This window comes from Tepidimonas thermarum (assembly GCF_007556705.1).
GTDB classification, from domain to species: Bacteria; Pseudomonadota; Gammaproteobacteria; order Burkholderiales; family Burkholderiaceae_C; genus Tepidimonas; species Tepidimonas thermarum.
This window is the reverse complement of sequence record NZ_VJOL01000001.1, coordinates 171,661-183,850: the sequence shown is the minus strand read 5'-3', so window position 1 is coordinate 183,850 and position 12,190 is coordinate 171,661. Positions and strand designations below refer to the sequence as shown.

The 12,190-nt window shown below is 71.9% G+C and carries 9 protein-coding genes and 3 pseudogenes; 10 read left to right on the top strand and 2 right to left on the bottom strand.

Translation table 11 applies throughout. The features are described from left to right. Window positions 1-132, bottom strand: a pseudogene (locus Tther_RS00840) (AAA family ATPase); the annotation flags it as partial. Between Tther_RS00840 and Tther_RS00835 the strand changes: the two are divergent. The 10 genes and pseudogenes from Tther_RS00835 to Tther_RS00790 all read left to right on the top strand — a co-directional run. Beyond that, window positions 117-308: pseudogene (locus Tther_RS00835) on the top strand (N-acetylmuramoyl-L-alanine amidase family protein); the annotation flags it as partial. The pseudogenes Tther_RS00840 and Tther_RS00835 overlap by 16 nt on opposite strands. 44 nt (window positions 309-352) lie before the next feature. Further along, a pseudogene (gene queG / locus Tther_RS00830) lies at window positions 353-886 on the top strand (tRNA epoxyqueuosine(34) reductase QueG); the annotation flags it as partial. Window positions 887-898: 12 nt separating this feature from the next. After that, the gene (locus Tther_RS00825; protein WP_143899873.1) at window positions 899-1,693 is read left to right on the top strand and encodes an MlaE family ABC transporter permease; all 795 of its coding nucleotides are present in this window, start codon (window positions 899-901) and stop codon (window positions 1,691-1,693) included. Between the two features lie 3 nt (window positions 1,694-1,696). Continuing rightward, window positions 1,697-2,701, top strand: coding sequence for an MlaD family protein (locus Tther_RS00820; RefSeq protein WP_143899872.1), 1,005 nt, complete (start codon window positions 1,697-1,699; stop codon window positions 2,699-2,701). After that, on the top strand, window positions 2,698-3,450 hold the full coding sequence (locus Tther_RS00815; RefSeq protein WP_143899870.1) for a hypothetical protein: 753 nt from the start codon (window positions 2,698-2,700) through the stop codon (window positions 3,448-3,450). The genes Tther_RS00820 and Tther_RS00815 overlap by 4 nt, the downstream gene beginning before the upstream one ends. Window positions 3,451-3,633: 183 nt before the next feature. Next, window positions 3,634-4,587 (top strand): hypothetical protein, encoded by a 954-nt coding sequence (locus Tther_RS00810; RefSeq protein ID WP_185974957.1) that lies wholly within the window; start codon window positions 3,634-3,636, stop codon window positions 4,585-4,587. A gap of 85 nt (window positions 4,588-4,672) precedes the next feature. Then, a complete protein-coding gene (locus tag Tther_RS00805) occupies window positions 4,673-5,473 on the top strand; it encodes a class I SAM-dependent methyltransferase (protein ID WP_143899908.1) in 801 nt (266 codons plus the stop codon). After that, window positions 5,470-5,904 (top strand): ribonuclease HI, encoded by a 435-nt coding sequence (gene rnhA / locus Tther_RS00800; RefSeq protein WP_143899866.1) that lies wholly within the window; start codon window positions 5,470-5,472, stop codon window positions 5,902-5,904. The genes Tther_RS00805 and rnhA overlap by 4 nt, the downstream gene beginning before the upstream one ends. Before the next feature lie 129 nt (window positions 5,905-6,033). Continuing rightward, a complete protein-coding gene (locus Tther_RS00795; RefSeq protein ID WP_143899864.1) occupies window positions 6,034-7,245 on the top strand; it encodes an efflux RND transporter periplasmic adaptor subunit in 1,212 nt (403 codons plus the stop codon). Window positions 7,246-7,266: 21 nt separating this feature from the next. Then, window positions 7,267-10,332: an efflux RND transporter permease subunit gene (locus Tther_RS00790; RefSeq protein WP_143899862.1), complete on the top strand. Its 3,066-nt coding sequence runs from the start codon at window positions 7,267-7,269 to the stop codon at window positions 10,330-10,332. Window positions 10,333-10,397: 65 nt separating this feature from the next. Here the strand turns inward: Tther_RS00790 and Tther_RS00785 are convergent, their stop codons facing one another. Next, the gene (locus Tther_RS00785) at window positions 10,398-12,182 is read right to left on the bottom strand and encodes a PhoH family protein (RefSeq protein ID WP_143899853.1); all 1,785 of its coding nucleotides are present in this window, start codon (window positions 12,180-12,182) and stop codon (window positions 10,398-10,400) included. Window positions 12,183-12,190 lie beyond the last annotated feature (8 nt).

Here is a 12,190-nt window from a genome sequence, read left to right as displayed (position 1 = left end):
GTCCTCGCCGCACAGCAGCGCGCGCTCCGCGGCCGGTGTGGGATAGCCCAGCGACAGGCGCATCAAAAAGCGGTCGAGCTGCGACTCCGGCAGGGCGTGGGTCCCCAGCTGCTCGAACGGGTTTTGCCGTGCTGCGCGCGCCCGATATCCCGAGCGTGCTGGTGGAGACCGCCTTCCTCAGCAACCCGGACGAAGAACGCCGGCTGCGCGACCCGGCGTTCCAAGCCCGCATGGCCGAAGCGCTGGCGCGTGGCATCCAGCGCTACTTCGAGCACAACCCGCCGCTGGCGCGCAACCGCTCGCTGTGAGCCAACGCACGCGCACGCGCCGCCCTAGAATGCGGCGGTGCACGCCACCGACGCCTGCCGTGGCCGCGCACTGCGGCCGCTGCCGCGCCTGTGTGGACGTGTGCCCAACGCAGGCTATCGTGGCACCGTACCGCCTGGATGCCCGGCGTTGCATTTCGTATGTGACGATCGAGCACGACGGCCCTATCCCCGAGCCGCTGCGCCGGCCCATGGGCAACCGCATCTACGGCTGCGACGACTGCCAGCTGGTGTGCCCCTGGAACAAGTACGCACGCCGCAGCCCGCTGCCCGACTTCGATGCGCGCGCGCCACTTGCCGCGCCGCGCCTGCTTGAGCTGTGGGCGTGGACCGAGGCCGATTTCGAGCGCCTCACCGAAGGCAGCGCGATCCGCCGCATCGGCTACGCCCGCTGGCGACGCAACCTGGCGGTGGCCCTGGGCAATGCGCGCGCCGCCGCCCGCGCGCGCGGCGACACGGCCAGCGCGGCTGCCATCACGGCCGCCCTGGCCAGCGCATGCAACGATCCCGACCCCACCGGTTGGGTGCGCGAGCACATCGTCTGGGCCTTGGAGGGCTGATATCCTCACGCCATGAGCGTCCCACCGCACGCCCCACCCCCACCGTCGCCGTCCGCGCCGGGGCGCTGGGGCGGGTGGCACGCCTGGTCGCACTGGGGGCATTTGCTGCGCTTGACCGGTCGCGTGCTGGCCTGGGCCTGTTTGCGCTCGAGCTACCAAGGGGCGCGCTGGCGCGCACTGGCCGAGCAGCTGGTGGCGGCGGCGTTTCCCACGCTGCCGTGGTATGCCGTGCTCTCGACCCTGTTCGGGCAGGTGCTCATCCGCATCGTCGTCGTCACCGCCATCGGCTACGGCCTGACGCCCTACGCGGTGGACATGGTGGTGCGGGTGCTGGTGCTCGAACTCATCCCGCTGACGGCGGCGTTGTTCGTGCTGCTGCGGGTGACGGTGGGCCACGGCCTGGCCCTGCAGCGCCTGCGCGCCGCCGGCGTGTTCGACACCATCCGCGCCGCGGGCGGCGACCCGTTGCGCGAGCTGGCTCTGCCACGGGTGTTGGGCGGCGTGTTTGCGACCGTGTTGCTGGTGCTGCTCAGCGTCGTCATCGCGCTCGTGCTCGCCTACCTCAACCTCTATGGCTTCACGCCCTGGGCGCTGCCGGGCTACACGCGTGCCGTGGGGCACATTTTTACCCCTGCGGTCACGCTGATCTTTGCCCTCAAGACCCTGGGCTTTGCGCTGGCGGTGGCTCTGGTGCCGATGGCGGCGGCGTTTGAGCCGCAGCCTTCGGGCGAGGTGCGGGCGCTCGTGCGCACCGCCGCCGTGCTGCTGGCCGTGGAACTGCTGTCGTTGATTGGCAACTACTATTGAGCCATGCAAGACGCCACCGAGTCCACCCCACCCACACCCCCGTCCGCGGCCGATGACGGCGCGCCGGCGCTGGAGCGCCGCGCGCGCTGGCTGCTCGCGTTGCTGGGTGCGCTGTTGGTGGCCTCGGCGGGCTATTTGCTTTATGCGCGCGGGGTGTTCGAGCCGACGCAGACGCTGGTGTTGTTGGCCGACGACGCCGAAGGCGTGAGCGTTGGCATGGACCTGACGTTTTCCGGCTTCCCGATCGGGCGCGTGCGGCGCATCGAACTCGGCGGCGACGGCTATGCCCGCATCGTGGTGGACGTGGCGCGGCGCGACGCCCATTGGCTGCGCGACAGCAGCGTGTTCACCATGGAGCGGGGCCTGGTCGGTGGCACACGGCTGCGCGCCTACACGGGGGTGCTGGAAGGCCCGCTGCTGCCCGACGGCGCGCAGCGACACGTGCTGCGCGGCGATGCCCTGGCCGACCTGCCGCGCATGGTCAACCTCGCGCGCGAGCTGCTCGAGCAGATCAAAGCGATGACCGACGCCGATGCGCCCCTCAACGCCAGCCTGCGCGACATCCAGCAGCTGCTGGCGCGCGCCAACGGACGCGAGGGCGTCCTGGGCGTGCTGGTGGGCAACCCGGCCGATCGGGCGCGCGTCACCGCCACGCTGGACGACACACGCCGCCTGCTGCAGCGGCTGCAGGCCGTGACCGAGCGCACCGACCGGCTCATCGAGCGTGCCGACGCGCGCGTGCTCGGCCCCCAGGGGCTGGCCGATGAGGTGCAGGCCGGTGCGCGCGAAGCGCGCGAGCTGCTGGTGGGCGTGCGCGCCACCCTGCAGCGGGTTGACGGGGTGTTGGAACAGGTGCACGGGATCGCCAGCAACACCCGCGCCGCCACGCAGGACCTGGACGCGCTGCGCGCCGAGGTGGAAGCCACCTTGCGCCGCGTCGATGGCATGATCCTCGACATCCAGCGCCGCTGGCCGTTTGCGCGCGACGCGGAGGTGCGGTTGCCATGAAGACGACGTTGCGGCCCATCCTGGGCGGTCGGATCGGGCACCTGGCCCTGGTGTGGGCGGCGCTGGTGGCGGGCTGCGCCGCGCCACCTGTGCCCGAGTGGCGGCTCCAGGCGCGGCTGGCCGTCGAGCAGGCCAGTGCCGCGCAGCTGACCGGGCGCACGCGCGTGGCGCAGCAGCACTGGCAGACGGCGGTGCGCTCGGCGGCGGCCTCCGGGCAGGCGGACGCCTTGGCGCGCGTGGCGCTGGCGCGCTGCGCGCTCGACCAAGCCGCCCTGGCGTGGGACGGCTGCCTGCCGGCGCAACCCTACCTGCCCGATGCCGGCGCCGCCGAGCGCGCCTACGCCGCCTACCTGGCGCTGCAGCCGCTGGACGCCGCGCAGCGCGCGGCGCTGCCCCCGGTGCATCAGGCGCTGGCGGCTGCGCTGGCGGGGGGCGCAGTTGGTGGCGCAGCGGGTGGCGCCGATACGCCGCTGACGCCGCTGTTGGCTGCGATCGACGACCCGCTGGCCCGCTTGGTGGGCGGTGGCGTTGCCTGGCGCGCCGGCCGCTTGGACGCGGCCGGGGTGGCGTTGTTGGTGGACACCGCGTCCGCGCAAGGCTGGCGTGTTCCTTTGGCCATGTGGCTGGGGGTGCAGGCGCGCTTGGCCGAGGCCGCGGGCGACACCGAGACCGCGCGCCGCGCCCAACGCCGGCTCGCGTGGGTGCTGGGGGCGGCGGCGCCCGCGCAACCGGCCGCGGACCCGCGCTGAGCGCCTCGCGCTGCTCGGCGGCGCCGCTTGCGGCACAATGCGGCCGTCCGCACCGGCGGCGGGGCCCATGGCCCCGCCGGCGCCAGGCATGCCGCCGTTGGGCGCGGCCTGGTGGTGTCGCGTGCGGGCCTTTATGCGCTGCGGCCGGCCTTTAGCCGCCGCCTTCGACCTTCAATGCTATCGATGATGAAAACCAAATTTCACTTGCACAAGCGTGCCACCGGCCGCAGCGGCGGCCCCACGGCTTCCCCATCGCTTCAAGGCCCGGTCGTGGCGCTGGTTGACGAACGGTATTTGGCCTGGCTGGCCGCGCAGGTCACGGGGGCCGAATCGGTGACCATCCAACGCGCGCCGCTGCCGGCGGTCTTTTCCCATGTGGCCCGTCTGGCCGGGGCCGAGGCCCCCTTGCTGCGCACCGTGGTCTACACCGATGCGGCGCCCACCGAGCTCCACGACGACGTGGTGTTTCGCCTGGTGCCGCGCCACGCCACCGATGGCGGTCTGGCGCTCATCCGCGCCATGGGGCAGGAACTGGTGCAGCTGGCCCGTCACGGCAGTGGCTGGCTGCTGGTGGCCAGCGACGACGAGCGCTTGGTGCCGTACCTCGACGAGGCCCAGCGGCATGGCGCGCGCGTGGTGCTGGTGGCCGATGATGCCGTGCACGATTACGCCCGCTTGGCCGCCGAGGACCCGAGCTGGGCACGCCTGCTGATGCAGGCCGACCGCCGCGTGGCCATGCCGCTGAGTGCCTGGACCGCGCTGACCACCCCCGGGGCGGGCTACTACGCCCAGCGCGCCGGCCAGGCCGGCGACGACGAAAGCTTTTCGGGCGCAGCACCGGCGGCGCCCGAGGCGGTGGCCGAGCCCGATGCGCAATGGCGTGCCCAGGTGGCGCGCATCATCGAGGGCTGGTGGGCCGACGAGCCGCACGACGAGCGCTTGGACCTGGCCGATGCCATGCGCAGCCAGCAGGGGGTGCCGCCCGAGGCCGACCGGCGCATCCTCATGCGCATTCGGCGCGAGCTCGGGCGCAACCTGAGCTTTCCCGAAAAGCGCCTGATGCGCGAAATGGTGCGCGCCACCGTGCTGGGCGAAGGCGAGCAGCCGGTCGCCGCCGCCACCGAAACCACCGCCTGACGCCGCCACCGCCGTGGCCGAAGCGCCGACGCCAGACCAACCGATCGAGGGCACCGCAGCCCTGTCCGCCGCCCTGGGCGCCGAGCTGGCGGCGTGGTTTGCCACGCCGCCGGGGCGCTACCTGCTCGATTGGGAGCGCGCCCGCTTTGCCGAAGCAGTGGCCGATGCGTTTGGCTTTCACGCGTTGCAGCTGGGGCTGCCGCAGCTCGACGCGCTGGCGGGCAACCGCATGCCGCACCGCTGGCTGGCGTTGCCGGAGGCACCCGATCCGACGTCGATCGCCGCGGCGGCCGCGGCATCGGCGCGCGGTGTCGATTTGGTCACCCACGCGGCGGCGCTGCCGTTTCCTGCGGCCAGCCTCGACCTGGTGTTGTTGCCGCACACGCTGGAGCTCAGCGCCGATCCACACGCCGTGCTGCGCGAAGTCGAGCGCGTGCTGGTGCCCAACGGCCGCGTCATCATCTCCGGCCTCAACCCGGCGAGCTGGTGGGGGCTGCGCCAATACCGCGCGCACGCGCTGGCGCGCCTGGGCTTGGGCGGCTGGACGCTGGCGCGTTTGTATTTGCCCGAGGCCGGTGCCTTCATCGGCGCGTGGCGTTTGCGCGACTGGTTGCGGTTGCTCAGCTTCGAGGTTGCGCAGGCGCAGCACGGCTGCTACCGCTTGGCGGTGCGCTCCCAGCGCTGGCTCGACCGCTTGGCCTGGATGGATCGGCTGGGCGCGCGCTGGTGGCCCCCGCTGGGGGCTGTCTATTTCATCGTCGCCGTCAAGCGCGTGCGCGGCTTGCACTTGCTCGGGCCGGCGTGGCGCCCGACCCGGGCCGCTGCCGCCCCGGCCGTGGTCGCCCGCCGCGATCGACCGTCCGACGGCGAAGCCACACTGCCATGACCGAAGTCACGATCTACACCGATGGCGCCTGCAAAGGCAATCCCGGACCGGGCGGCTGGGGCGCGTTGCTGCGTGCCGGCGGCGCCGAGCGCGAGCTGTTTGGCGGCGAGCGTGCCACCACCAACAACCGCATGGAGCTGCGCGCCGTCATCGAGGCGCTGTCCGCGCTCAAGCGGCCGTGCCGTGTGCAGTTGTATTTGGACAGCGAGTACGTGCGCAAGGGCATCACCGAGTGGCTGCCGGGGTGGAAGGCGCGCGGCTGGCGCACCGCCGCGCGCCAGCCGGTCAAGAACGAAGACCTCTGGCGCGCCCTCGACGCCTTGGTCAACGAGCGTGGGCACCACATCACCTGGCATTGGGTGCGCGGCCACACGGGCGACCCCGGCAACGAGCGCGCCGACGCCCTGGCCAACCGCGGCGTGCCGCGCTGAGCCGGCGCCCCCGCGCGCCGACCGCAGCGGACGGCCCCATGCGGCGCCGCCGGGGCGGCACCCAGCCGCTGCACGATCGGGCCCGCGCTGCTACAGTGGGAGATTTCGAGACAAGCGGAGCAGTGGACGATGACCCGATCCCGATGGGTAAAGGCAACGGCTTGGACCGGGCTGGGCCTGGCGGCGGTGTTGGCCTGGTGGCTGCCGCGGCTCACCGACGGCGGCGCGTCGGCGCACGCGCAAACACCGACCGCCGGCCCGCGGGGTGAGGCGCCAGCGGCCGCATCCAACACCGGGTCCGGCGCCCGCCCAGCGCCCGGCCCGGGTGCGGCATCCCCGGGGGCAGCGCCTGGCGGGCGGGGCCAGCCGGCGGTGGAAGTCGCCCCGGTCGAGGTGCAGCGCGTGGTCGATGCGGTACCCGCGGTCGGGACGCTGCAATCGCGCCAGAGCGTCACCGTGCGCCCGGAAGTCGGTGGGCGCATCGTCGCGCTCGGCTTTCGCGAGGGGGCGCCGGTGCGGCGTGGGCAGCTGCTGGTCCAGCTCGATGACGCCCTGCCGCGCGCGGAGCTGGCGCAGGCCCGTGCGCAGCTGGCGGTGGCCCAGGCCAACCTGCGCCGCAACGAGGAGCTGGTCGCCCAGGGGTTCGTCGCGCAGCGCGTGCTCGACGAAAGCCGCGCGGCGGTGCAGGTGGCCCAGGCGCAGGTCGATCTGGCGCAGGCGCGCTTGGCGCGCATGCGCATCGTCGCGCCCTTCGACGGCGTGGCGGGGCTGCGCCTGGTCGATGTCGGCGACTACGTGCGCGAGGGTGCCGACCTGGTGCGGCTGGAAGATACCGCACAGCTGCGCGTCGAATTCCGCGTGCCCGAGCGCTACCAGGCCCAGGTGCGGCGGGGGCAGGGGGTGGAGCTGCGTGCCGATGCGCTGCCGGGACAGACCTTTGCCGCCACGGTGGACACGGTGGATCCGCTCGTCGATGCCGAGGGGCGCGCGCTGCGCGTGCGGGCGGTGCTGACGCCCGGACGCGACGCGCCTCTGCGGCCAGGCATGTTCGTGCGCGTTGGGCTGGTGCTGGGCGTCACCGAAGGCGCGCTGCTGGTGCCGGAGGAGGCCATCGTGCCCCTGGGCGGCCAAACGCTGGTGTTTCGGGTCGAACGCGAGGCCGGCGCCGAGGGGCCGGCCGTGGCCCGGCGCGTGCCCGTGCGGCTGGGGGTGCGCCAGCAGGGGCGCGTGCAGGTGCTCGACGGGCTGCGTCCTGGCGACACCGTGGTCGTGGCGGGGCAGCAGCGGCTGCAGGGTGACGCGGTCCCGGTGCGCATCGTGGGTGCCGCGCCGCGCGGTTGAGGGCACGGGAGGAGCACGCGCATGCAACTGCCCGAAATCGCCATCCGCCGGCCGGTGTTTGCCACCGTGCTGTCGCTGCTCATCGTGCTCATCGGCTTGGTCTCGTTTCGCGCCCTGACGGTGCGCGAATACCCCAAGATCGACGAGCCGGCCGTCACCGTCACCACCCGGCTCACCGGTGCGTCGAGCGAGGTCGTCGAGTCCCAGGTGACCAAGCCGCTGGAGGATTCGCTGGCCGGCATCGAAGGTGTGGATGTCATCACCTCGATCAGCCGGCCGGAACAGAGCCAGATCACCGTGCGCTTTCGCCTCGAGCGCGACCCCGACGCGGCGGCGGCCGAGGTGCGCGACAAGGTGGCGCGCGTGCGCGGGCGGCTGCCCGACGCCGCCGACGAGCCGGTGGTGGCCAAGGTGGAAGCGGACGCGTTCCCGGTCGTCTGGATCGCCCTGAGCTCGGCGTCGCGCTCGGCGCTGGAGCTCTCCGACCTGGCCAACCGCATCGCCAAGCCGCGCCTGCAGACCGCCACCGGCGTGGCCGATGTGCGCGTCTATGGCGAGCGCAAGTTTTCCATGCGCGTCTGGCTCGACCCGCTGCGGCTGGCCGCCTACGGGCTGACCGTCCAGGACGTGGAGGACGCGCTGCGCCGCGCCAACCTCGAGGTGCCGGCGGGCCGGGTGGAGAGCCTGCAGCGCGAGTTCAACGTCACCGCCGCCACCGACTTGCGCACGCCCGAGCAGTTTGCCGCGGTGGTCGTGCGCGTGGTCAACGGCCAGCCGGTGCGTGTGGGCGATGTGGGCCGGGTGGAGGAGGCCGCGCAGGACGAGCGCACCTCGGTGCGTCTGAACGGACGCGACACCGTCTCGCTGGGCGTGCTGCGGCAGGCCACGGCCAACCCGCTGGAGCTCTCGGCCTCGGTGCGCGGGCTGCTGCAACGGGTGCGCGAGGATCTGCCCGCCGACGTGCAGGTGGACATTGCCAACGACAACTCGGTATTCATCGACCGCTCGATCAAAGCGGTCTACACCACCATCGCCGAGGCGGTGGTGCTCGTGACGCTGGTGATTTTTGTCTTTTTGCGCACGGTGCGCGCCTCGATCATCCCGCTCGTCACCATCCCGGTCAGCCTCATCGGGGCGTTTGCGCTGATGGCGCTGTTTGGGTTTTCCATCAACACGCTGACCCTGCTGGCCCTGGTGCTGGCCATCGGGCTCGTGGTGGACGACGCCATCGTCGTGCTGGAAAACATCTACCGCCACATCGAAGAGGGCATGACGCCGTTTGCGGCGGCCATCCGTGGCGCGCGCGAAATCGCCTTTGCCGTGGTGGCCATGACCCTGACGCTGGCGGCCGTCTACGCCCCGTTGGCCTTTACCCCGGGCCGCACGGGGCGCTTGTTTGGCGAATTTGCCCTGGCGCTGGCCGGCGCTGTGCTGGTGTCGGGCTTCGTGGCGTTGACGCTGTCGCCCATGATGTGCGCCAAGCTGCTGCGGCACAACCCGGCGCCGGGCCGCTTCGACCGCGGCATGGAGGCGCTGCTGCAAGCGCTCACGCGCGGCTACGGGCGTGCGCTGGCGGCGGCACTGCGGCTGCGCTGGGGGGTGGTGCTGATCATGCTGGCCAGCGCGGCCGCCAGCGTCTGGCTGCTGCGCACCACCAAGCAGGAGTTGGCGCCGCTCGAAGACCGCGGCGTCATCCTGACCGTCGTCAACGCGCCCGATGGCGCCACGGCCGATTACACGCGCCGTTATGCGCAGGCCATCGAGCGCATCGGCCAGAGCTACCCGGAGTTCGACCGCATCTTCAACATCGTGGGCAATCCCACGGTGTCGCAGGGCACGGTGTTCTTCCGCGCCGTGCCCTGGGAGGAGCGCGAGCGCACCACGCTCGCCATGGCGCGCGAGATCGCGCCGCGGCTGGCCGCGGTGCCGGGTGTCAATGCGTTTGCCATCACCTCGCCGTCGTTGGGGCAGGGGTTTCGCGAGCGGCCGCTCAACTACGTCATCACCACCAGCGACAGCTACGCCAACCTCGCGCGCGTGGTGCGCGACTTCCAAAACCGCATGGCCGACTACCCCGGCTTCCAGCAGGTCGACGTCGATCTGCGCATGAACAAACCCGAGCTGCGGCTGGAGGTGGACCGCGAGCGCGCGGCCGACCTCGGGGTCAGCGTCGAGGCGGTCGCGCGCACGGTCGAGACCATGCTGGGGGGGCGCGTCGTCGGGCGTTACAAACGCGAGGGTGAGCAGTACGACGTCATCACACAGACCGACGCGCCGCAGCGCGCCACCCCGCAGGCCATCGAGCAGCTCAGCGTGCGCGCGCGCGACGGCTCCATGGTGCCGCTGTCGGCCCTGGTGCGCACGCAGGAGGTCGTGGCGCCGCGCGAGCTCAACCACTTTGGCCAGCGGCGCAGCGCCTCCATCACCGCCAACCTGGCGCCCGATTTTGCGCTGGGCGAGGCACTGCGCGTGATGGACGCCATCGCGCGCGAGGTGCTGCCCGAGGGCTACACCACCGACCTCAACGGCTCCAGCCGCGAGTTTCGCGCCGCCTCGGGGTCGCTGGCGCTGGTGTTTGCGCTCGCGATCCTGTTCATCTACCTGGTGCTGGCGGCGCAGTTCGAAAGCTTCGTCGATCCGTTCGTCATTTTGCTGAGCGTGCCACTGTCCATGCTGGGGGCGCTGGCGGCGCTCAAGTTCACGGGTGGCACGCTCAACGTCTTCAGCCAGATCGGGCTGGTGACGCTCGTGGGCCTGATCACCAAGCACGGCATCTTGATCGTGGAGTTTGCCAACCAGCTGCGCCAGCAGGGCGAGTCCACCCTGGCTGCGGTGCAGCGCGCCGCCGAACTGCGTCTGCGGCCCATCCTCATGACCACCGGGGCCATGGTGCTGGGTGCCATCCCACTGGCGCTGGCCAGCGGCGCGGGCGCCGAGAGCCGGCAGCAAATCGGCTGGGTGATCGTGGGCGGCATGTCGGTGGGCACGCTGTTGACGGTGTTCGTCGTGCCCACGGTGTACGTCCTGCTGGCGCGGCAGCGCGTGCCGGGGGCCGACCGCACCCCGGTGCCTGCCGCGGCGGCGTGATCAGGCATGGCGCGTGGCGCAGCGGGGTACCCGGGCACCCCCGTGCGGCCTTGGCAGGGCCGGCGTCAGAGCACGTCGCTGGCGAAGTCCGCCAAGCGCGAGCGCTCGCCGCGTGCCAGCGTCACGTGGCCACCGTGCGGCCAGCCCTTGAAGCGGTCCACCACATAGGTCAGGCCCGATGAGCCCTCGGTCAGGTAGGGCGTGTCGATCTGGGCCAGGTTGCCCATGCAGACCAGCTTAGTGCCCGGGCCGGCGCGGGTGATGAGCGTCTTCATCTGTTTGGGCGTGAGGTTTTGCGCCTCGTCGATGATGACGTACTTGTTGAGGAAGGTGCGGCCGCGCATGAAATTCAGGCTCTTGATCTTGATGCGGCTGCGGATCAGGTCCTGGGTGGCCGCCCGCCCCCATTCGCCGGCGTTGTTGCGCGCACCCTGGGAGAGGAACTCCAGGTTGTCGTCCAGCGCCCCCATCCACGGGCCCATTTTTTCCTCCTCCGTGCCGGGCAGAAAGCCGATGTCCTCCCCGACGCTGACGGTGGCGCGCGTCATGATGATTTCGGTGTAGCGGCGCTCGTCGAGCACCTGCGTCAGTCCCGCCGCCAAGGCCATGAGCGTCTTGCCGGTGCCCGCGGTGCCGGCCAGCGTGACGAAGTCCACCTCGGGGTCCATCAGCAGGTTGAGCGCGAAGTTCTGTTCCCGGTTGCGCGCCGACACCCCCCACACCGCGTTTTTGAGATGCGTGTAGTCCTTGAGGGTGCGCAGCACCGCGGTCTTGCCGCGCAGCTCCACCACGCGTGCGTACAGGGGCGGCTCACCGGCGGCCTCGTAGTAGACGAACTGGTTGAGGTAGAGCTGCTCGGCCAGCGGCCCGGTGATGCGGTAGAAGGTGTGCCCCCCTTGTTGCCAGCTTTCCACGCGCTTGCTCTGGCGGGTCCAAAAGTCGGCCGGCAGCGCCAGCGACCCGGTGTAGAGCATCTCGGCGTCGTCGAGCGTTTTGTCGTTTTCGTAGTCTTCCGCCGCCAGCCCCAGCGCGCGCGCCTTGATGCGCATGTTGATGTCCTTGGACACCAGCACCACGTCACGCTCCGGATGGCGTGCCTTGAGCGCCTGCACCACCGACAGGATTTGGTTGTCAGCCTTGCCCTGGGGCAGATCGTCGGGCAGGGCGTGGGTGAGCGGTTCGGTCTGGAAGAACAGCGTGCCCGTGGCCTCGCGGTTGCCCAGCGCAGACAGCGCCAAGCCGGCGCGGATGTCGCCCTGGGCGGTGGCGGCCAGCGCGTCCAGCGAGCGGCTGGCCTGGCGTGCGTTGCGCGCGACCTCGCTCATGCCCTTTTTGTTGTTGTCGAGCTCCTCCAGCACGATCATGGGCAGGAAGATGTCGTGCTCCTCGAAGCGGAACAGGCTGCTCGGGTCGTGCATGAGCACGTTGGTGTCGAGCACGAACAGCCGCGTGCGACCGTTGCTCGCGGGGCGCCGCCGCTGTCCTGCGCGTGCCGGGCGGCGTTCGGTGGCGGGGGCCGGGGCGCCGGTGGCCGGCGGCGGCGCGGGCATCGAGGCATCCATTGGCGCTGGCGCCGGGGCTGGCGGGGCCGGTGGCGCCACGGGCACCGCGCTGGGGGCGGCTGCCGCCGCGGTGGCGCCACGGCGGGCGCGGCTGCGCCGGGTGTGGCGCGTGGTGCGCTCGGCGGCGGGTGGCGCATCCACCAGGGCTGGCGGCAGGGCCAGCGCGGGTGCGTCGGTCGCGTCGGTCGCGTCGGTCACGGCGTCAGCCGGCTGGGGGGCGGCGCGCTCGGCGCTGGGTTTCAGATCGACGCGGTCGGCTTTGCGGCGAGGAGGCGGAGGCAGTGGCATGGGTTCAT

Bases quoted from the DNA above. Each gene is read 5' to 3' on its own strand.
- Tther_RS00825 (WP_143899873.1), top strand. From the start codon at position 899: ATGAGCGTCCCACCGCACGCCCCACCCCCACCGTCGCCGTCCGCGCCG.
- Tther_RS00820 (WP_143899872.1), top strand. From the start codon at position 1,697: ATGCAAGACGCCACCGAGTCCACCCCACCCACACCCCCGTCCGCGGCC.
- Tther_RS00815 (WP_143899870.1), top strand. From the start codon at position 2,698: ATGAAGACGACGTTGCGGCCCATCCTGGGCGGTCGGATCGGGCACCTG.
- Tther_RS00810 (WP_185974957.1), top strand. From the start codon at position 3,634: ATGATGAAAACCAAATTTCACTTGCACAAGCGTGCCACCGGCCGCAGC.
- rnhA (WP_143899866.1), top strand. From the start codon at position 5,470: ATGACCGAAGTCACGATCTACACCGATGGCGCCTGCAAAGGCAATCCC.
- Tther_RS00795 (WP_143899864.1), top strand. From the start codon at position 6,034: ATGACCCGATCCCGATGGGTAAAGGCAACGGCTTGGACCGGGCTGGGC.
- Tther_RS00790 (WP_143899862.1), top strand. From the start codon at position 7,267: ATGCAACTGCCCGAAATCGCCATCCGCCGGCCGGTGTTTGCCACCGTG.
- Tther_RS00785 (WP_143899853.1), bottom strand. From the start codon at position 12,182: ATGCCACTGCCTCCGCCTCCTCGCCGCAAAGCCGACCGCGTCGATCTG.